The 20,770-nt window shown below is 61.4% G+C and carries 17 protein-coding genes and 1 pseudogene; 5 read left to right on the forward strand and 13 right to left on the reverse strand.

What is annotated here, in order from left to right; all coding sequences use genetic code 11:
* Nucleotides 1-2: 2 nt before the first annotated feature.
* The 7 genes from WBF69_RS08910 to WBF69_RS08940 form a co-directional block, all read right to left on the reverse strand.
* Nucleotides 3-1,235, reverse strand: coding sequence for a 3-methyl-2-oxobutanoate dehydrogenase (2-methylpropanoyl-transferring) subunit alpha (locus tag WBF69_RS08910; protein WP_424263327.1), 1,233 nt, complete (start codon nt 1,233-1,235; stop codon nt 3-5).
* Between the two features lie 211 nt (nt 1,236-1,446).
* Nucleotides 1,447-1,797: a Spx/MgsR family RNA polymerase-binding regulatory protein gene (locus tag WBF69_RS08915; protein WP_424263329.1), complete on the reverse strand. Its 351-nt coding sequence runs from the start codon at nt 1,795-1,797 to the stop codon at nt 1,447-1,449.
* 261 nt (nt 1,798-2,058) lie between these two features.
* Entirely contained in the window at nt 2,059-4,188 is a 2,130-nt protein-coding gene (locus tag WBF69_RS08920) for a P-loop ATPase, Sll1717 family (protein ID WP_424263331.1), read from the reverse strand.
* A 1,411-nt stretch (nt 4,189-5,599) separates the two neighbouring features.
* Nucleotides 5,600-8,290, reverse strand: coding sequence for a ComEC/Rec2 family competence protein (locus WBF69_RS08925; protein ID WP_424263333.1), 2,691 nt, complete (start codon nt 8,288-8,290; stop codon nt 5,600-5,602).
* A 77-nt stretch (nt 8,291-8,367) separates the two neighbouring features.
* A complete protein-coding gene (locus WBF69_RS08930; protein WP_424263334.1) occupies nt 8,368-9,204 on the reverse strand; it encodes a TatD family hydrolase in 837 nt (278 codons plus the stop codon).
* Nucleotides 9,205-9,267: 63 nt separating this feature from the next.
* Nucleotides 9,268-9,960: an ABC transporter ATP-binding protein gene (locus WBF69_RS08935; protein ID WP_424263335.1), complete on the reverse strand. Its 693-nt coding sequence runs from the start codon at nt 9,958-9,960 to the stop codon at nt 9,268-9,270.
* Nucleotides 9,953-11,224, reverse strand: coding sequence for a lipoprotein-releasing ABC transporter permease subunit (locus tag WBF69_RS08940; protein ID WP_424263336.1), 1,272 nt, complete (start codon nt 11,222-11,224; stop codon nt 9,953-9,955). The genes WBF69_RS08935 and WBF69_RS08940 overlap by 8 nt, the downstream gene beginning before the upstream one ends.
* A gap of 40 nt (nt 11,225-11,264) precedes the next feature.
* Between WBF69_RS08940 and WBF69_RS08945 the strand changes: the two genes are divergently transcribed.
* Nucleotides 11,265-12,176, forward strand: coding sequence for a hypothetical protein (locus tag WBF69_RS08945; protein ID WP_424263337.1), 912 nt, complete (start codon nt 11,265-11,267; stop codon nt 12,174-12,176).
* Complete coding sequence (recJ, locus tag WBF69_RS08950; RefSeq protein WP_424263339.1) at nt 12,161-13,861, forward strand: single-stranded-DNA-specific exonuclease RecJ; 1,701 nt, start codon at nt 12,161-12,163, stop codon at nt 13,859-13,861. The genes WBF69_RS08945 and recJ overlap by 16 nt, the downstream gene beginning before the upstream one ends.
* A gap of 3 nt (nt 13,862-13,864) precedes the next feature.
* Here the strand turns inward: recJ and WBF69_RS08955 are convergent, their stop codons facing one another.
* Together WBF69_RS08955 and WBF69_RS08960 are read right to left on the reverse strand one after the other, a co-directional pair.
* Nucleotides 13,865-14,779 (reverse strand): DMT family transporter, encoded by a 915-nt coding sequence (locus tag WBF69_RS08955; protein ID WP_424263341.1) that lies wholly within the window; start codon nt 14,777-14,779, stop codon nt 13,865-13,867.
* Entirely contained in the window at nt 14,776-15,687 is a 912-nt protein-coding gene (locus WBF69_RS08960; protein ID WP_424263343.1) for a DMT family transporter, read from the reverse strand. Before WBF69_RS08960 ends, WBF69_RS08955 begins: the two co-directional genes overlap by 4 nt.
* 295 nt (nt 15,688-15,982) lie before the next feature.
* On the opposite strand from WBF69_RS08960, the gene infA reads away from it, so the two are divergent.
* Nucleotides 15,983-16,243 (forward strand): translation initiation factor IF-1, encoded by a 261-nt coding sequence (infA, locus tag WBF69_RS08965; RefSeq protein ID WP_424263345.1) that lies wholly within the window; start codon nt 15,983-15,985, stop codon nt 16,241-16,243.
* Nucleotides 16,244-16,270: 27 nt separating this feature from the next.
* Here infA and WBF69_RS08970 read toward each other — a convergent pair whose 3' ends face one another.
* The 4 genes from WBF69_RS08970 to WBF69_RS08985 all read right to left on the reverse strand — a co-directional run bounded on the left by WBF69_RS08970 (nt 16,271) and on the right by WBF69_RS08985 (nt 19,756).
* Nucleotides 16,271-17,056, reverse strand: coding sequence for an ABC transporter substrate-binding protein (locus tag WBF69_RS08970; RefSeq protein ID WP_424263346.1), 786 nt, complete (start codon nt 17,054-17,056; stop codon nt 16,271-16,273).
* Complete coding sequence (locus tag WBF69_RS08975; RefSeq protein WP_424263348.1) at nt 17,049-17,822, reverse strand: ABC transporter permease; 774 nt, start codon at nt 17,820-17,822, stop codon at nt 17,049-17,051. Before WBF69_RS08975 ends, WBF69_RS08970 begins: the two co-directional genes overlap by 8 nt.
* A gap of 81 nt (nt 17,823-17,903) precedes the next feature.
* Nucleotides 17,904-18,983, reverse strand: a complete 1,080-nt coding sequence (locus tag WBF69_RS08980; protein ID WP_424263350.1) for an ABC transporter substrate-binding protein — start codon at nt 18,981-18,983, stop codon at nt 17,904-17,906.
* Complete coding sequence (locus tag WBF69_RS08985; protein ID WP_424263352.1) at nt 18,980-19,756, reverse strand: ABC transporter ATP-binding protein; 777 nt, start codon at nt 19,754-19,756, stop codon at nt 18,980-18,982. Before WBF69_RS08985 ends, WBF69_RS08980 begins: the two co-directional genes overlap by 4 nt.
* Before the next feature lie 193 nt (nt 19,757-19,949).
* On the opposite strand from WBF69_RS08985, the gene WBF69_RS08990 reads away from it, so the two are divergent.
* A complete protein-coding gene (locus tag WBF69_RS08990; RefSeq protein ID WP_424263354.1) occupies nt 19,950-20,369 on the forward strand; it encodes a hypothetical protein in 420 nt (139 codons plus the stop codon).
* A gap of 195 nt (nt 20,370-20,564) precedes the next feature.
* Nucleotides 20,565-20,770: pseudogene (locus tag WBF69_RS08995) on the forward strand (C4-dicarboxylate ABC transporter); the annotation flags it as partial.

The raw sequence follows: 20,770 nt of genomic DNA on the forward strand, positions 1-20,770 counted from the left end.
GATCACACCCCTAATTCCTGACGCTGCCGGCGCAGATGCTCCGGCATGTCTTTGTAGACGTCCTCGAACATGGTGGCCACGCTGGACGTGCGTCCCGTGGCCAGCGTGCCGTGGGCTTCCGCTTTTTTCTGGGCCGCGACGACCTCGGCCTCGCAGGCTTTTTGCGTGTCCTGATGTTCTTTATCGGACCAGATGCCGCGCCCGATCATGTACTGCTTCAGGCGGGGAATCGGATCCCCCAGGGGAAAGCGCGACCAATCATCGGCGGGCCGGTATTTCGACGGATCGTCGGACGTGGAATGCGGCCCGGCGCGGTAGCTGACCCATTCGATCAAGGTCGGACCGTAGTTGCCGCGCGCGCGATCCGCCGCCCAGCGCGACGCCGCGTACACCGCCAGAAAATCGTTGCCGTCCACCCGCAAAGACGCCACATTGGACCCGATGCCGCGCGCCGCCAGCGTGGTGCCCTCGCCCCCGGCCACGGCCTGAAAAGTGGAAATGGCCCATTGATTGTTGATGACGTTCAGGATCACCGGCGCCCGATACACGTGGGCGAACAGCAGCGCCGTCTGGTAGTCGGATTCAGCCGTGGCGCCATCGCCGATCCAGCCGCAGGCGATGCGGGTATCGCCCTTGATGGCGGACGCCATCGCCCAGCCGACCGCCTGCGGCATCTGTGTGCCCAGGTTGCCCGACAAGGTGAAAAAACCCTTTTCCGGCACCGAATACAGCACCGGCAACTGGCGGCCCTTCAGGGGGTCTTTGTCGTTCGAGAAGATCTGACACATCATGTCGAACAGGGGGTAATCCTGGACGATCAGCAGCCCCTGCTGGCGATAGGACGGAAAATGCATGTCGCCTGGCTGCAGCGCCAGAGACTGACCGATGGCGATGGCTTCCTCGCCCAGCGCCTGCATGTAAAAAGATGTCTTTTTCTGCCGCTGCGCGATCACCATGCGCGCATCCAGGATGCGCGTCTTGATCATGGCCTGCATGCCGCGCCGCAGGATCGCATCATCGGGCAGATCTTCGGCCCAGGGCCCCTGCGCGTGACCGTCATCATCCAGCACACGAATCAGGCCCTGGGCCAGATCACGGGTGTCGTAGGGAGTGGTGTCGATGGGAGGTTTGCGGGCAGCGCCAGCCGGCTGCAGCCGCAGATAGGAAAAATCGGTTTCCTGACCGGGACGCCCCGAGGGTTCAGGGACGTAGAACTTCAGCGGTGTCTGTGTCATGGTCGCAAGAATCTTGTGGATTTGCCAGAGGCCCGTTAGCGGGCAGCAGTCGTCTTGTGGACGGCTGCCGCATGATCGCCGATCCCGCCAGGCAGCGCAAGATCGCGTAAACCACTACGGGCGCCGTCCGTGTCCAACCCGGCGGGACGACTCTGGAACCACTGTACATCGACAGACCGGTGCTGCGCGACTGGGCATTTACCCAGTCCTTTCAGCGCCCGAAAATCCTTGCATAGCGCTCGGGCTTGAAACCGACCTCGATACCGTGCGGCGTCGTCAGCACCGGACGCTTGATCATCGTCGGTTCCGCGACCATCAGATCGATAGCCTTGGCTTCATCCAGACCGTCGCGTACCGCTTCAGGCAGAGCGCGAAACGTCTTGCTCGCTTTGTTCAGCACCTTGTCGAGCCCCGCTTCGGCAACCCACGCCGCGACCTCGGCGCGGGTGATGCCCGCGACGCGATAATCGTGGAATGTGTAATCAATGCCCTGAACACCCAGCCACGCGAAGGCCTTTTTCATCGTGTCGCAGTTCTTGATGCCGTAGATGGTAACCGTCATATTGGAGTGCTCGTTTTTGGGTGTGGATTTGTTCTTGGGAGGGGGGCGTGAGGGCCGCGCCGATGCTGACTGTTGGGGAGAGTGACAGGCGACTATACGGCAGTTGCCCATAGGAGCTGAGGATGTCCGCTAACGGTTAGAAGGCCCTGAGAAAGTCAGGTACCGACTCAAAGCGGCCATCCGTAACGCAACATTAGCAATGTCGCCACCAAGCTTTATGGGATTTAATCTCAAAACGCTTTCTAAGCGAGCTATGTAACACTATTTTTTACGACTTCTGCTCCGATATTGCCGTGGTCTCTTTGCTGTCCCCCCGGACTGTTGACCCAAATACATTCTTTCATAGGTATCCATTAGCGACCCTAGAGCAATCTCTGCAGAATCATGCTTCTGTGGATTCCTAAATTTTGAAAGGATGTCTGAAAGAAACTTTCCCGTGATTTTTACAATTATCTTTCGATGATCAGAATAAATACTCTTTACCCATGAAAGCTCTTTATCCCTTTCAAGATTTGTATTCCAGCCTCGGCAAATGATAAATGCCAACCTACCATATCCACCCGACAAATATGAAAGCACTTGACGATAGTCATCGAGTGTAGGGGATTCGTAATTTTTTATCTCAAATACGACCTGTCGAGTTTCGTAATCCTGTTGGATTCGCTTCCAAAATGAAGTTTGAGCAAGATTAGTTCCCACTACGTCTCGACGATTAACGGCATCTTTGTTAGGGTGGAGAACTATATTATCCAATCTACCCGCAAAGCATATTCTCAAAGCATCTAAGCACCATTGCTCAAAATCGGCAGCACCTTCTGCACCACTGTTTATTTTTTGGTATTCTGAGATGAGCCTACCTAGGCGCGCATTTCGCAGAATTGGGGTAACCGATGAGACTTTAATTTCATACTCGTCATTAATATCGGTTGCTTCATCTTGGCTCAGTACGTTACGAGTAAGATTAAGCGCTATCCAATAGCATGGATGTATAAGAAGACGATGGTTTGACTCAAACTCTGTATCTGGACGTCGCCCATCATGGGAAAATACATAGCTCCCAGTGGAGGCATCTTGAACCCCAAGGAATCCAATTCCATATAATGCGCGAACCAAATCTTCTGCCTGATTAAGAATTGCCAACTCTATATGGCTTTCAATGCCAGGAGGCGGAGAAGTTATAACCCCATCTAGCAGCTCGCAAGCCTCCGGAAACAGCAACTCAGGATTTCTATTTCCAAAAACAGAAATTGCAGATTCAATAGAAGGAAATATATGGCGATATTCTTTCTGAAGATCATCAAGCCGATTATTTGAAATTGTTTTCGCAGCCTTTTCCAAATCAACGAGGGAAATGGTAGTCACCGCAGCTTCTGGGTCTCTTTTGCTCGCATTTTCAAAGGCTGAATTTAATAGTATTAGGATATCACGCGGTCGATAAAGCGTGAACTTGAGGCACTGCTTAAACCCATCCTCACCCTGCAGCTCATGGGCAGTATACCTACTCCACAAACGCTTGTTATTTTGAGTTTCATCACCGAACGCAGCGCGGAGACGATTACAAACCAAGTAAAACAAATTTCCAGCATCCCAGTGCAAGCGTAAAGTTTGCCCTTCAATATTCCTGGCGTAATCCTGATCATAATGTGCAACGGCTCTATGGATATTGTCTCTCAAGAAAACAACTGGGCGAATCACCCCCTTAAAAATCGTACCCACATCGATGGCAGCCGTTATCGCCCCATCGATAAATGCGATGTTTGTACCGTCTGGATCAAAACCCTCATCCAGGCGATCCACTATTAAATACATTTTCGATGCTGCTGGAGGAATTTTTTTTAGTTCTTTTTCTATTTGCGCTATTTCCAGCACATCAGCTAAATGACCAATCACATCATCGGGGGAAAGTGTGCTGAGCAGATTTTTTTGTAGTAAGGTACGAAGCTTCCCGAAAAATGGTTGATCCACCTTCCCCCAGCTGGACAGGTGTTTTGTTAAAAGCTTTGAATTATTAACCATATCTCGAAGCTTGTACTTTGATCTTAATATCTGTGTTATTTCGAGCATTAGGCCATATCGCCATAGCAGCCGCGAACTAGCACGAATTGAAAGAAATTTACTCCCAGTTCTGGCGATGAGGGGGGCAAGAGCGAGAGTTTGATGTTCCTCAGGAGAGATCAATGAAAAAACAGAATTTTTTGGATCAGACCACTGTTTTTTGAGTCGATAAGTAAGAGCGCTTTTTCCAGTTCCTCGTCGACCAACCACTACTATTTTTTCATCGGACTCCAGTAGCGAAAGATAGTCTGGAGTTTCATAAAAGGCTTTTGCAAGCATGGCGTGATCAGCTTCTGCTCGAATATCCCCTAACGGATTTGATAGTGGTTTAGCCATTTAATTTGTTTCCTCAGAAAAATTTTTCTGCACACCTTCTTACATGCCAATTAATACGCTTAATGACACATACCTACCTCAAGTTCTGGGGTCCGCCGAAAACATTGAGTGATACAGGGAAAGTGATACTTAACGACCAATCCTGGCCGATTGTCGCCTATGCTAAGGCCAGTAGCAAGAAACATATGGCCCCAAGCCACCTCCGGCCAAGGGAGTCCGCCGGGACAGTCAAACAGTGTCGACTTTATCCTTCTTGCCTGCTGCCCACCTGAAGCTGAGAATGTCATCGCGATCTATCACAAACAGTCCTGACCAGATAGCCAACCAAAACTGAGCTGTCACAAGCGGGGGTAGTGCCATGACCCACCCAATACCTCGAATGAGTACCTGCATGAATGCTCTGCGACGTGGGCCTATCACATAAGGCGAATGCACTCGATTTCTGAGAAGCCCAAAGCAGAAACACCAATATATAGCAATTTCTTCCTTAGCAAATTTTATCGTGTTACAGTTCCACCAATACCCCCACTGATACACCCACTCGTCACTCAGGATCCAACTTTGAGATAGGTAAGAACACATAGTATTGCAAGGTGGCAAAGCCTCTCCGCTCGAAAGCCTTACAACACACTGCCGCAACTCGACCTCTTCGACAGAGAATGCTATCCCCTCTCGAGGACCTCCAACAAAATTTAGAACTGGAACATTTATCAAGTTCCAGACCATTGGTGTTTGGTCAACGTCACAAACAGATATTTTATCCTGATAGCGGACGCCAGCGCCACGGGCCTCGAAATAAAGACTCACATTTGACAGTTTCTGACCGGTTGATCTTAAGGCAAGCTTAGAGACCTGGGGCTTGTGATCTGTAGGCTGCGCCAGTCTCAAGGAATACTCTAAGTGGTTTCCTAATGGCTCCCACCAGGATCCTAGTTGATGACGAGAATTCCATTTTCGATGTGACCCAACATAGGTCTTGTATAGCAGCACCTTGGTTACGCGCTGCCAAACCCAGGAAGCGGCTTTCACGATCAAGTTGAACGGAAGAGGCAGATCCAAATGAAACTCCAAAATGCTAGTACGCAGGCCAATCTGCTTCAGAATATTACGCGCCACTAAACCATGGCCCCCGTTAATGGTCAGCAGCGATTAAGTGATCTAGATGGACATACGCTTAACGTAGCGGCCTTAGTCAAAATTTATAAATCGTTCTCTTGAAACTCCGATTGTAACGCTCACAAAGCTTCACCGCGCACTCGGCAACCGGTGCGAATCAATTGCTTCTAATTTCTTAGGTTCATACAAGATTCCGCTTTTGGAAGATAGCTGCCTGAAAAGAAGTCGTCCCCACCACCCACCTCTGCCAAGGCCTTTAAGAATGCATTTTTTATAAAGAACGCTGAGAGTTAACCTACGGGCGCCCCCCATGCCAATACCGCCGCGACCACTCCAAAACACTGCTCACCGTCAGCCCAGTCCCGGTCGACTGTGCATTAATCCCCCCCTGCCAGTCAGTACGCCAAATCACCGCACCCCCCTGCCCCCAGCGTTCCAGCACGGCATCATTCGGATGCCCATGACGATTCCAGCGCCCCACCTGCACAATCACATGCTGCGCCCTCACCGCCTGGACAAAGGGCGCCGTCGAAGAAGTCCGAGAACCGTGGTGCGCCGCCACCACCACATCGGCGGGCGTCAGGCCACGTTGCACCAGGGCCGCTTCGGTGCGGGCCTCGATATCGCCCGTCAGCAGCAGGCTGTGATATTTGCCGCGCACCCGCAGCACACAGCTGCCGGCGTTGGCCTGCACGCCCTTGCGTTCGCGGCGCACATCCAGCGGCCATAGGAATTCAAAACTGACACCGTCAATTTGCCAGCGTCCGCCGAACAGGCAGGGGCTGACGGCCAAGGGGCGCGGTGCGGGTTCGGCCTGCAGCAGTCGGGATTCCCTGTCCAGCCAGCGGTCCAGATCAAAGGAACTGAAGGTCTGTTCTACCGGTACGGCTTCCAACACGCTGCGCGCGCCGCCGGCATGGTCCAGATCGGCATGGGAAATAATCAGGGCATCCAGCCGCCGCACCCCCAGCGCCTTCAAGGCAGGCACGACGGTGCGGGCGCCCTCGTCCGCATCTCGCGCATGGCGGGCGCCGGCGTCAAAGACAATGGCGTGCCGGGCGGTGCGCAGCAACAGGGCGCTGCCTTGGCCGACGTCCAGAGCGTGCAGGTCCCATTCTCCCTCGGCGGGACGCGGCGGCGTCCACAGCGCCATCGGCAGCAGGGCTAACCAGGCCCAACGACGCCGACGCCACAGGCTTTGCACCGCAGCCGGTACGGTCGCGCCCACCCGCCCTGTCCAACCCAAAGGCGGCTCACCCGAGTCCTGCCTGGTCGACGAACCCGGCCACAAGGCGTGCGATCCCGGCCACAAGGCACACACCGCCCCGCCCGCTGCCAGCCAATACAGCCACACCGGCACTGCCGCCACCGGCAAGGTCGGCAAACCCGCCAGCCATTCGGTGGGCTGCATCATCAGGGACAGCACACCGTGGGCCAAGCAGGCCAGACCGGCGGCAGCCCCCTCCAGACCCGGCGCCAGGGAGACGGCAGCCAGCAACAAGGACAGCGGCGTGACCAGCAGTTCGATCACGGGAATGGCATAGGCATTGGCCAACGGCGATACCAGGGATACCTCGTGAAACAGCCAGGCCAGAGCCGGCGCCAGAGCCAGGGTGATGGCCCATTGCAAACGGGCTGCCAGGCGCAGGCCGCGCAGCCAGCGGCCTGAACGCGACACGACCGGAGGAGCAGCCACTGCGACGGCGCCCTGCTGGCTGTCGAGCACGAGAGATGAGGCCGTGGCATCCCGCCCCACGGCCAGCAGTACCGCGACGGCGGCAAAAGACAGCCAGAAACCGCTGGCCAACACCGACCAAGGATCCAGCGCGACCACGACGACGGCGGCCAAGGCCAACACCCGCGAGCCATTCAGGCGCAGCTGCAGGGCTTGGGCGCCCGCCACGACCGCCAACATCATGAAGGTGCGGCGAGCGGGCACGCCCCAGCCGGCCAGCAGGCAATACAGCCAGGCAGTGATCAGGGCGGCGCAGGCCGCCGCCCTGCGGGCGGGCCAGCGTTCGGCCAGCACTCTGCCGCGCCAGGACAGACGGCACCATAGCCAGTATGCGGCCAGGGCAGCCGCGCCGGATAGCATCGTGATATGGGACCCGGATATTGAAACCAAATGTGTCAACGAGGTGCGGTTGAAGATGCGCCAGTCGGCGTCGCCCATCCCATCCTGATCCCCGATCGCCAGCGCCCGCAGCACGGCGCCGTAGCGCTTGCCATCCAGGTGCGGCGTCATGGCCTGGCGGATCCGGTGTCGCGCCCGGTCTGCGACGACCGCAATGCTGTGCCAGTCATCGTTATGCAGATGCTCCGGCTCGCCGCGCACCGTCCCGGTCGCCCGGATGCCTGCCGCAAAGGCATGTCCTTCGTAATCGAAAGCTGCCACGTTCTGCGCTGCCCGCACAGGACGCAGGACCAGCGCCATGCGCCACACCTGCCCCGCCCGGATCTCGGGAAACGGGGGATCGGCAGGCTGCGCCGCCGCATAAGGACTGCGCCAGCCTGAAGCGGACCAACTGACCAGGATCCGCGGCGGCACGCCGGTCGGATGCGCATCCAGCACGTCGGCCTCGAAGCGAACCCGGTCCGGCTGCAGACGGGGCAGCCCCTGCACGCGCAGCGTGACCCGCGACACCCGGTCCACATTATCGTCGGCCAAGCGCTGATCCAGCCGCTGCTGCGCCCAGAAAACGGTGATAGCAAAGGCCAGACCGGCGGCCAGCAGCCAGAACGCCAGAATGCGCAAAAGGCGGATCGGCAGGGAAAACCGGCGAAGCAACAAACCGGCAGCACCTGCCGGAGGCAGCACACAAACCGCGCGAATACCCAGCCGATGCCCCAGATACCAGGCCAGTCCCAACAAAGCCGCCGGAATCAGCACCGCCGCCGCAGCCCAAGGCCAGTCAGGCAGCTCAGGCAACTGGTGCACGGCCCCCACCCCCAGCAGCCCTGCCACCCCCGCCAGCCGTCCGATCATGTCCCGCCCCTGAAGCCCCAGACCACCAAGACTAAGGGGCGCGAGTGCGACAAAACCAGGCCCTCAGGCCATTTTCATCACACCCGGTCGGTAGGCAGCAACCCGTTCAAACGCGGCAGCACCCGCACCGCGTTGCGAGCGCACTGCGCGATCACGTCGTCCTGAGATTCCGACCGCAAGGCAGCCAACTCCTGGGCGATCCGAGCGACCTCTGCCGGTTCGTTGCGGGCGGGCTGTCGCCGACCGTCCGCATCGCGCCCCAGCCAGGCGGGCGGAATATCGGGCGCATCGGTTTCCAGCACCAGCGCCGTCGCGGGCAACTGCGCGGCCAGGCGGCGGATCTGCAGAGCACGGTCGAAAGTCATGGCCCCGCCGATCCCCAGCGCAAACCCCAGTTCCAGAAACTGTTCGGCCTGTTGAAAGCTGCCGTTAAAGGCATGAGCGATGCCGCCGATCGGCGGGCGACGGCGCAGGTGTTTCAACAGCATGTCCTGGGATTTGCGCACATGCAGCAGCACCGGCAAATCAAAACGCTGCGCCAGATCCAGTTGGCGGGTATAGAACCATTCCTGCCGCGCCCGCAACGCCGGAGTGCTGATTTCGGGGACGAAAAAATCCAGGCCGATTTCGCCAATGGCGACCAGGCGGGGATCGTCCCGCCAGGCCTGCAAGCAGTTTTCCAAAACCGTCAGATCGGCCTCATCCGCCTGCAGCATGTACAGGGGATGGATGCCCAGCGCATACGCGCCGCCCGGCAAAGACGCGGCCAGATCTCGCACCGTCTGGAAATTGCTGCGGCACACGGCGGGGATGACGATGCTGCGCACGCCCGCCTGCTGCGCCCGACGGATGACCTGAATCCGATCCGCATCGAATTCGGCGGCATCCAGATGGCAATGCGTATCGATGAGCATCCGCGCCTCCGTTCAGCCTGCAAGGCCCCCTGGACCCGCGCCAGCCGCCCTGTTCCGCAATCGTCAGACCAGCCGCCCCGCCTGCATGTGCAGTTGGCGATGCGCCAGCGCCGCCAAGGCCGGGTCGTGAGTCACGATGACAAAAGCCGTCCCCAGATCCTGATTGATTCTGCCCAGCAGGTCAAACATGGCGTCCGCCGTATGACGGTCCAGATTGCCGGTGGGTTCGTCGGCCAGTACGCAAGCCGGCTGCGTCACCAGGGCGCGGGCCAGCGCGACCCGCTGGCGTTCGCCCCCCGACAATTGACCGGGAAAATGGGTGGCGCGATTGCCCAGGCCCACTTGTTCCAGCAGATGGGCGGCCTGTTCCCGCGCCTGGGCGCGGCTCAGGCGGCGCACGATCAGCGGCATGGCGACATTGTCCAGCGCGGAAAACTCGGGCAGCAGGTGGTGGAACTGGTAGACAAACCCCAGCGCCCGGTTGCGCAGCTGGCTGCGCTTGCGCTCGTTCAGGCCGTTGCTGGCCTCGCCGGCGATCCACAATTGCCCGTCATCGGGCTGATCCAGCAGGCCCAGCACGTGCAGCAGCGTGCTCTTGCCCGAACCGGACGCGCCCACGATGGCCACCATTTCGTGTGCGCGGACGTCCAGGCTGACGTCTTGCAGGACGTCGACCCGGCCTGCGCCCTCGTCATAGGTTTTGACCAGGTGTTCGGCGCGCAGCACCGTTTTCACATCGTTCACCACATCAGTCATGACGCAACACCTGGGCAGGCTGCAGGCGGGATGCCCGCCAGCTGGGATAAAGGGTCGCCAGCAGCGACAGCACCAGCGACGTGACGCCGATCACCGCGATGTCGTTCACCTGCGGATTGGATGGCAGTTCGCTGATGAAATAGATCTGCTGCGGCAAAAACTGAATGCCCAGCAGGCGTTCGATCCAAGGCACGATGACATCGATGTTGTAGGCGGTCAGGGTACCCAGCGCAACGCCCGCCGCCGTGCCCACGACACCGATCAGGCTGCCCTGGATCAGGAAGATCCGGGCGATCTCTCCGGGCGTCGCCCCCAGGGTGCGCAGGATGGCGATATCGGACTGCTTGTCCTTGACCGCCATCACCAGCGACGACAACAGATTGAAGGCCGCCACGGCCACAATCAGCGTCAGGATCAGGAACATCATGCGTTTTTCCGTCTGCACGGCGGCAAACCAGGTACGGTTGTTCTGCGTCCAGTCCATCGCCTGGACGCCCGAGGGCATCAGGTTCAACACACGCCGCGCCACCTGCGGCGCCTGCTGCATGTCGGCGATGCGCAACCGCACGCCGCTCACGCCGCTGTCGCGAAAGACGCGGGCCGCATCCTGCACATTCACAAAGGCCAACGTGGCGTCATATTCGTAATAGCCGGTGGCGAATACGCCTGACACGGTGAACTGGCGCATGCGCGGCGCAAAACCGGCGGGCGAGATCGAGCCTTGCGGCGCCAGCATCAGCACCGTATCGCCGACCATCAGGCCCAGGGACTGGGCGATCTGGCTGCCGATGATGACATGAAAGGAGCCAGGCGACAGGCTGTCCAGCGCACCGGATTCCAACTGGCCTTTCAAATCGGAGACCTGCGGTTCGATGGCTGGATCGATGCCCCGGATCTGCACGCCGCTGAGCGACTGGCCGCGCGCCAGCATGGCCTGGGCCGCGACGAAGGGCGCCGCCCCCCGCACATCCGGGTCTTCTTTGGCGGCCTGCGCCAGATCTTGCCAATGATCCAGGACCTGCTGGTGATTGCCGCCCTGCACATACAGTTCAATGTGCGGCAGCACCGACAGCATGCGGTCGCGCACCTGCGTCTGGAAGCCATTCATGACCGACAGGACGATGATCAGGGCCGCCACCCCCAGCCCGATACCGGCCATGGAACTGGCCGCCACGAACGACACGAAGCGGTCGCCCCGGCGGCCGCCGCGCCCGACGCGGGCCAGACCGGCATACCGCGCCCCTATCCACCACTCATAGGCCATGCGCACCGCCTCTTGTTCTGTTTGACTCTACAATTCCGACATGCATATCGTGATTCCCGGGGCTTGGCCCGATCCTGAAGTGGCTGCCGAACTGGCGCCCCATCTGGCGCAACGCGCGCCCACGCTGGCTCGTTGGCTGGCACGCGGCAAGGCCGTGGCGACCGCCAGTCCCGCCGCCGACACCTGGTGCACGCCGCTGGAACACTGGCATTTGCAAGCACACGGTTTTGTCGCAGCACAAGCCGAGCATATTAGCGCAGGTCTGGGTCCCCTGCGCGCCGAAGAGCCCGACGACGAACCCGTCTGGCTGGCCGAACTGATCCATATGGCGCCCTCGCGCGACGGCGCGGCGCTGCTGCCGGCGGCCTCTTTGAACATGACGGCGGAACATTCCGCCGCGCTGCTGCACACGGCGCAGGAATACCTGGACGACAGCGGCCTGCAGCTGGAGATGCTGCGCCCCGACACCTGGCGGCTGCGCTGGCCGCAACCCGTGCAACTGGCCTGCGCCAGCCCCGCCCTGGTCGCCGTCAGCGCCGTCAACGACTGGTGGCCGCAGGACCCGGTGGCGCAACCCTGGCGCCGCCTGGTCAACACCTTGCAGATGGCCTGGTTCGACCACCCCGTCAATCAGGCCCGCCAGCAGGACGGCCTGCCGCCCATCAACAGCCTCTGGCTGTATGGCGGCGCCCGGCCCAGCCAGTTGACCCAGTCCCCGCCTGCCGATCTGCGCATCGACACGACACTGCAGGATGCGGCCACCACGCAAAACTGGGGGGGCTGGATCGAGGCCTTGGCGGCGCTGGAACAAGCGCTTTTCGCGCCGTTGGCCGCTCAAGGCCCGACGCTGGTGCTGACCGGTCGCGATCGCTACGCCACGGTCACCGTCCAGAACGGCTGGCTGGCGCGGCTGCGCACTCAGGATTGGAGGCGCTGGTGGTGCAGCCGCTGATCCGCCCCCGCAGCGCCAACCGGCAGCGGGCCCAGGCGCTGGCCGAGGCCGGCGTTCACCCGCTGCTCGCCCGGCTCTGGGCCGCCCGAGGGCTGGCCCAGACCAGCGCCGTCGACTGGTCGGCGCTGATCCCGCCCGCTCAACTGACGCACGTACTGGACGCCGCCCGCTTGCTGGCCAATGCCCTGGCCGCCCGGCAAAAACTGCTGATCGTGGCCGACTACGATTGCGACGGCGCCACGGCATGCGCGGTCGCGGTGCGCGGGCTGCGCGCCTTTGGCGCCCAGGTGGATTTCCTGGTGCCCAACCGCTTCGAGACCGGCTACGGCCTGTCGCCCGCCGTGGTGGAACTGGCCCGCCAACACCCCGCCGGCCAGCCGGATCTGCTGATTACCGTCGACAACGGCATCGCCAGTATCGAAGGGGTAGCCGCCGCGCGCGCCGCGGGCATACAGGTCATCATCACCGACCACCACCTGCCAGGCCCCGAACTGCCCGACGCCCTGGCCATCGTCAATCCCAACCAGACAGGCTGCGGCTTTCCCTCGAAACACCTGGCCGGGGTCGGCGTCATTTTCTATGTGCTGCTGGCGCTGCGGGCGGTGCTGCGCGAACGTGGCGCCTTGCCCCCCCAGGGCGGCCCCCGCCTGGACAGTCTGAGCGACCTGGTCGCCCTGGGCACCGTGGCCGACGTCGTCCGCCTGGATGCCAACAATCGCCTGCTGGTCGCCCAGGGGCTCAAGCGCATCCGCCAGGGACGCATGCAGGCCGGGATCGCCGCCCTGTTCGAGATCGCTGGACGCGATCCCCGGCAGGCCGGCACCGACGATCTGGGCTTCGCGCTAGGGCCGCGCATCAATGCAGCCGGACGCATGGCCGACATGAGCCTGGGCATCCACTGCCTGCTGGAAGACGATCCCGACCGCGCCCGCGCACTGGCGCAGTCGCTGGACGAGATCAACCGCGAACGACGCCACCGCGAAACCGAAATGCGCGACGAAGCGCTGGCCCACCTGGACGCCCAGCCACTGGCCCAGGCCGCCAGCGTCTGCGTCTGGCAGGCAGGTTGGCACCCCGGCGTGATCGGCCTGGTCGCTTCCCGGCTGAAAGAAACCTACTGGCGCCCCGCCCTGGCCTTTGCACCGGACGAAGCCGACACCCTGCGCGGATCGGGACGATCCATCCCCGAAGTCCACCTGCGCGACGTGCTGGACCTGGTCAGCAAGCGGCTGCCCGGCGCCATCCTGCAGTTCGGCGGCCACGCTATGGCCGCCGGCCTGACCCTGCGCCAAGCCGCCTTCGAGGATTTCGCCCCGGCCTTCGACGAGGCCGTGCGCACGATCAGCGGACGGGACGCCTTCGAACCCTGCCTGGAAACCGACGGCTCGCTGGAATCGCTATACGCAACGACCGACACGGCTGATCTGCTGGCCGCACAGATCTGGGGCGCAGGTTTTCCGGCGCCTTTGTTCCAGGACCGATTCCAGGTCGTCCATCAGCGGATACTGAAAGAGCGTCACCTGAAGCTGTTCCTGGAACGCGATGGGCGGCGGTTGGATGCGATCTGGTTCAACCATGCCGATCCCCTGCCCGATCAGATCGAGGCCGTCTACCGTCTGAGCAGCAACACCTGGGGCGGGCAGACCACGGTCCAGCTATTGATCGAGCACGCCCAGGCAGCCTGAAACCTAGTCGCTACGCGTCGGCCAGGCGGCCAGGACCAAGCCCAGCAAGGCGGCGGCAAAAGCCAGGGCGTGCAAGCGGCTGAAGGACTCCCCCAACAGCAGCACCCCGACGCAGGCCGCTCCGACGGGCAGCAGCACGGTGAACACCCCGGCCCGAGAGGCCGGCACCCGGCGCAAGCCCGTCATCCAGAGCCAGATGGTGCCGCTGGCCGCCAGGCCGTAGAACAGCAACAGGCCCCAGACCTGGACGGTGATCGCCGTGAAATCGAAACGCCAGGCGGCATAGGCCCCGGCGGGCAGCATCAGCACAAAACCCCAGACATTCATCAGGGCGCTGATCCGCTTGGCCGACAAGACGCCGGTCAATTGTTTGCCGATGACGGCATAGGCCGCCTCGCACAACACCGCGCCCCCCAGCAAAGCGTATCCCAACCAATGATTTGCCGAGCCGCTGGCAGCGGTGTCCGCCGGTTGCGCCAATGCCAGCAACCCGATCCCGCACACGGCGCAGACAATCGCCGCCAGCACCTGCGGCCGGATGGCTTCGCGCAGCACGATGCGGCTCATGACCGCAATGGCGGCAGGAATGGCGGACATGATGATGCCGGCAGCCACCGCGCTGCTGTAGCTCACGCCCAGCACCATGAAGACCGTGAACAGAAAGCTGCCGATGAAGGATTCCAGAAAAACCAGCCAGCGCACGCGCGCGGTCAGCGGGGCCTCGGTGGCGGGCTTGCGCAACCAGTGCAGAACGGACAGGCCGCCGATGCCGAATCGCAGACAGCCCAGCAGAAACACCGGGAAAATCGCCGCCAGCGGCTTGCTGAGCGCCACATAGGCCCCCACCACAAACATGCTGGACCCCAGGCAGGCATACGCCAGACCTGGACGTAAACCCGCATCCGCCTCATGCCTCATGCAGCGCTCCGGCGCGAGGACAGCACAATGCCGCCGATGATCAGCAGGAACGCCAGCGCATGATACAGATGCGGGGTCTCACCCAGCAGCCCCAGGGACAGCAGCGCCGCAATCAGCGGGGTGAGGTTATTGAAAAATCCCGCCAGCGTCGGCCCCACCCGCTGCACCCCCGCCCCCCAGCAGCGAAACGCGATCACCGCCGGACCGACGGCCACAAAGATCACCGTCAGTGCCAGAGGCCAGCCCCAGACGATCCGCCAGTCGCTCAGGCCCCATTCCAAGGCGGCGAACAGGCCCGACCAGGCGGCTCCGTACAGCACTTGCCCCAGCAAGAACCCCGCCCAATGGGCGCGGACCGGCGCATCGGCAGGGACTCGCGTCAGCTGCCAGCTGTAAAACGCCCAGATGATGGTCGCCAGGACCATCAACAGATCCCCGACCACAAAGCGCAAGGCCCACAACTGCGCCCACTCGCCATGCGACAGCACCACCGCCACCCCGGCCAGGGACAGCACGGCGCCCAACACCTGGGCAGGATGGATGGCGGCCCCATGAAACACCCGCCCCACGATCAACATCCAGACCGGCATGCTGGCCGCCACCAGGGTGACGTTGACCGGCGTCGAGGTATGCAGGGCCAAGTATTGCAGCGAGTTGTACAGCCCCACGCCCAACAGGCCCAGCAAGGCATAGCGCGGCCATTGCCGCCAGACGGCGCTGCCCGGCTGCAACACCCGATAACCCAGCGGCAAGAGCAGCAGCAAGGCCACCGTCCAACGCAGGAAATTCAAGGTCAGGGGCGGCACCAGATCCACCACCGCCCGGCCCACGACCGCATTGCCTGCCCAGAGGATGGGCGGCACCAACAGCAAGGCCACGGTTCCGGGAGTCAATCTAGTATTGTTCATGCACATCGCCTGCCTGTCTCGTCAGCAGGAATTCTAACCGCCGCATTATTTCTTGACATAATACTGCCCCAAGCCTTACCATAAGGGATTGTTTCATCAGCGGTTTTCAGTGTTTGTCGGTTCGCCGGCTGCCTTGGCAGATCCAGCACCTCTGGCGCCTGCCGCCTCTCTGGGGCCCTTGCCCCCTGTCCGAATTCTGATCGCCCTTACGATCCTGTCGCCCATCCCGCCACGGTTGGCCGACCCCGTATTTGTCCGCTGATGCTTTGACGACTCTACCGGAGCACAACCCTATATGGCTAAAGAAGAACTACTCGAAATGCACGGATCCGTGACCGAAGTCCTGCCGGACTCGCGCTTTCGCGTCACGCTGGATAACGGCCACCCGGTCATCGCTTATACCGGCGGCAAAATGCGCAAGCACCACATCCGCATTCTGGCGGGCGACCAAGTCACGCTGGAAATGTCTCCCTACGACCTCAGCAAAGGTCGTATCACCTTCCGCCACCTGAACCGTGGTCCCGGCAGCGCCCCCAGCGGCCCCCGCCGCCGCTAAGCACGTCTTATCGATCTGCCGCCCGGTTCAATGGCAATCGGGCACGGTCTGATCCAGATAGACTTCAAATGCAATCGTCTTGGCCTGTTCCCGCACCGCTTTTTGCAAGCTGGCAGGGTTCAGGGCCTGCGCCAGCGCCTGACGCCCGGATGCGGGCAGCTCGGCGCGCCGCAGCTGCGTCAGCCCCGCCTGCCGATACGGCGCCAGCTGAGCCGAAAATTTGCGCCACTCGGGATACGCCAGCAGCTGGCGCAGGAAGCTTTCATCCAGCACCGCCGCATCGCACTGCCCTATGCGCAAGGCCAGCAAGGCGTCCGTCGCAGACGGATAGACCTGCTCGATCGCGGCGAAACGCGCGCTTAATTCCCCCACGAAACGCCCGTCGGCGCTTAGACAGACCGTGCGGCCCGCCAGGGCCGCCCAATCGTGGATATCGGTATCGGTGCGCATCATCGCCGACGGGCTGACCGACCAGTCCAGCGTCCGACGCTGCACACCGTCCGGCAACACGACGTCATCCGGCGCCACGCCGACCCAGGCATCCAACTGACCGTCGCGCAATTGCGCGAGCGCCCGATCCAAAGCCACGGCCTGCAGCGGTGCGCTGTCCTGCACGGACTGAACGGCCAGGGTCTCGATGCGCACCGGCGTGCGCGGCTTGGCGCCGGGCAGCGGTGTGTCGGGCACCTGCGCCACCCCCAGCCGCCAGCCGCCCGCTTCCTGGGCATTTGCCGGCAGCGGCGCCAGCCAGGCCGACAGACCGATGGATGCGGCGCACATCAGGCGGCACAGCCGCCATCCTGAATCAGACATATTGGTAACGCAGCACTCTGCGCTTCACGTTTTCCAGAAACACCTGATCGATGAGCGTCGCCAGAATGGCAATCGTCAGGATATTGGCCATCACCCCCACCATGTCGGCGGTTTCCCCGGAATAGGCCAGCGAGCGCCCCAGCCCCTGGCCGAAGCCGATCAGCATTTCCGCCGAGATCAGGGCGCGCCAGGCATTGCCGAACGCCAACTGAGCGCCGGTGATGAGTTCGGGCATGACCGCAGGCAGATAGACCCGGCGCACCATGTCCCAGGGGCTGGCCCCCATGACGCGCGCCGCCGACACATGAGTCTGCAAGACGCTTTCGGTGGCGTTCATGACCGAGAGCGCCGCCGGAAAGAACGCGGCCAAGGCGATCACGACGATGATGGGCACATTGCCAAAGCCCATCAGGATCAAGAACAGCGGCACCCAGGCGATCGAGGGAATGGACTGCAGCACGATGATGGCCGACTTCAGCACCTCGCGGAAAAACAGCAGCAAGCCGCCTGCCAAGCCGAAACCGATGCCAAACAGCAGCGCAAACCCGTATCCCACGCCCAGACGCCCCATGCTGCCCGCCAAAATGGCGCGGAATTCAGCCGTCTGCAAATCGTGCCAGACACGCTCCAGCACTACCGGCACGCCGGGCATCAGGAAATCGGGCAGCGTCCAGGCAGCGCACTGCCAGATCAGCAAAATGGCGGCAATCGCCACCAGCATGGCCAGCTTGCGACCGGCAGAAGAAACACGTCTTTTTTTGCTCATGCTCAAGAAGAAAAAACATGGCCGGACAAACCCGGCCACCAGGAAAAACAGGATCCGGGTGCGATTATCGCACCCCTGGAGTTACAGCTTGCGGGCTTTCTGCCAATCCAGATCGACGATCGAGCTCACGTCGAAAGGCTTGCCGTCTTCGGTCTTGAGCGCGCCCTGGGCCTGCATGATGTCGGCGACTTCCTGCATGCGGCTCAGATCCTTGGGCGTCAGGGCCGGGCTGAAGGTCTGCGTCTGAATGGCCTTGCTGATGATCTTCTCGCGCGGCACCTCGCCTTCGTTCAGCGTCTTGAGCGTGGGCTCGGCGATGAAATAGCCGGCGATCAGCTTGGCCGCCTCATCTGGTTTCTGCTGCAGCAGTTCGATGGCCTGTTGCTGGGCGTCCAGCGACTTCCAGACCAGATCCTTTTTGTCCTGCAGCGTCTTGCCGGACGTGATCGTCACCATGCAGGGGAAAGGCCAGACTTCGCCGATCTCGTAGATCTGTTTGACGGGCGCGATCAACTGGGCAATGCTGGCCTGCGGTTCGAACAGGAACGCGGCATCGACGCGCTTGCCCACCAGCGACTGCACCGCAACCTGCGGGCTGACCCCCAGGATGTTCACATCGCTCGCCTGCAGACCGGCGTCTTTCAGCACCACGCCACGCAAGACGGTGTCGGCGGTGCTGCCTTCTTTTTGCGAGGCCAGGGTGTGCCCCTTCAGATCCGCCACGGTCTTGATGCCGGTATCTTCACGCACCACCAGGGCGTGGTAACCGCTCTGCGCGCCGGCCACGACCTTCAGGTCCGCGCCGCGCGAGGACCAGGACGCCGCATTGGTGAAACCCAGCACCCCGGTATCCAGCTGACCGCCGACGATGGCTTTGATCAGGTCCGTGCCGGACTTGAATTCCACCAGTTGCACGTCCAGCCCCTGCTTTTCATAGAACTTGCCCTCGAAGGCGGTGATGGCCTGGGCGTCGTCCATGACGCGGATATAACCGACCTTGAAGGGTTCGGCGGCCAGCGCAGCCTGGGATGCCAGCGTCAGGGCAGCCAGAACAGGAATCAAAAATCGAATGCCCCCACGCTGCGCCTTCGGCTTGCTGCCCCCCAGGGGGGCGCTTTTTGTCTTGGGGCGGCCCGGCGTCAAAACTTTGCTGAATTTCATGCTGCAAGTTCCTCGGAGATGGAATGAATGGAAGGTTCGGCGTCGGCGACGATGCCCAGCAGGCCCAGGATTTCCCGGCGCATGTCGGCAAAGTTCGACAGGTCATGGGTCTTGTCGCCATCGGACAGGTGGAATTCTTTCAGCAGATTCGATGGCCGGGCGCTGAACACCAGAATGCGGTCCGCCAGGAACAGGGCTTCGTCGACGTCGTGCGTGACCAGCAGGACCGTCGGGCGCGTTTCCCGGATCAGGGTGCGCAAAGCATCCTGCAGCGTCATGCGGGTCAGCGCGTCCAGCGCGCCGAAAGGCTCGTCGAGCAGCAGGACTTCGGGGTGCGTGATGAAGGCTCGCGCCAGAGCGCAGCGCTGACGCATGCCGCCCGACACCTGATGCGGGAAATAGTCCTCAAAGCCCTTCAGGCGGACCTTGTCCAGCCAGACAAAGGCCTGTTCACGCGCCTGGGCACGCGGCATTTTCTGCAATTCCAGGGCCATGGCGACGTTTTGTGCGAGGGTCAGCCAGGGATAGAGCGCATTTTCCTGGAACATCAACATGCGGCTGGGGTCGGGGCGGCGGATCGCCTGGCCATCGGCCAGCACCTGACCGGCGCTGGGCTGTTCCAGGCCGGCAGCCATGTGCAGCAGCGTGGATTTGCCACAGCCCGACGGGCCGACCAGGGCCACCAATTCGCCCGGCGCGATGTCGCTGTCGAAGCGTTCCACCACGCGCAAATCGCCGAACTGTTTCTCGACCTGACTAAAGGAAAGATTCATCGTTGTTTCCCGCCTGCCGACCCGTCCCTAGCAAGGGCGGACACATGGCTACATAACCGAAAATTGATTGAACAAGAGAAACTTTAACGATTCGGCTTAATAGTTAACAACGATAAAATAACCATTTCTTTATTTCTATTAGAAATAAAGAAATTGCGCTACGATGAAATCCGCTCTGTTTGCAGGAGATCTCATGCCCGACATCCCTGACGATCCTATCGCCCAGTTGCTGGCAGACCATGCCAACACACGCCATCAGTTGGCGGCGCTGACGGACCCCTCGCGCCGCGCCGAGGCCATTGCCTGGTTCGACGGCCCCGCCCCCGCGCGCCGTTCGATGATGCAGCAAGTGCTGTTTCCCGCCCTGATCGAAGCCATGGCCGGATCGGATGCCGTCTGCCTGAAAGGCATGACCCAGGGGCTGTCGGATCTGGGGCAGGCGCTGGACCGCCGCTGGCGCGCCATCCGCCACCTGGACGACCCGGCTGCCCTTCGGGCATGGGCCGATGACTACCGGACTTACCTGGATCAGGCCGACGAAGAACTGCTGCCCATGTCCAGCCGGCTGCTGGACGACAGCGCCTTGGAACAGTTGCGGCAAGCGCTGAAATAATGGTTTCCACCCATCGCGCGAGCGCGTCCTGTTTCAGTACACTTCGTTCGTTTGACCGTAGCTTAGTCAGCGGTCTGTCAGCCAGGCGCCCTGCTGTCCAAGGGCATGCCGCCATACGGAGTACCCCCAATGAAATTTTCGACTACCCGTCTCGCCGCTTCGCTGGGCCTGTCCCTGACCCTGGGTCTGGCCGCGATGACCGCCCACGCCGCCCCCATGGTCATCAAATTCAGCCACGTCGTGGCAGAATCCACCCCGAAAGGCCAGGGCGCACTGAAGTTCAAGGAACTGGCCGAAGCCGCCTTGCCGGGCAAGGTCGAAGTGCAGGTGTTCCCCAATTCGCAGCTCTTTGGCGACGGCAAGGAAATGGAAGCCCTGCTGCTGGGCGACGTGCAGATCAT

The sequence above is a fragment of the Castellaniella sp. genome (assembly GCF_049673105.1).
Taxonomy (GTDB): domain Bacteria; phylum Pseudomonadota; class Gammaproteobacteria; order Burkholderiales; family Burkholderiaceae_B; genus Castellaniella.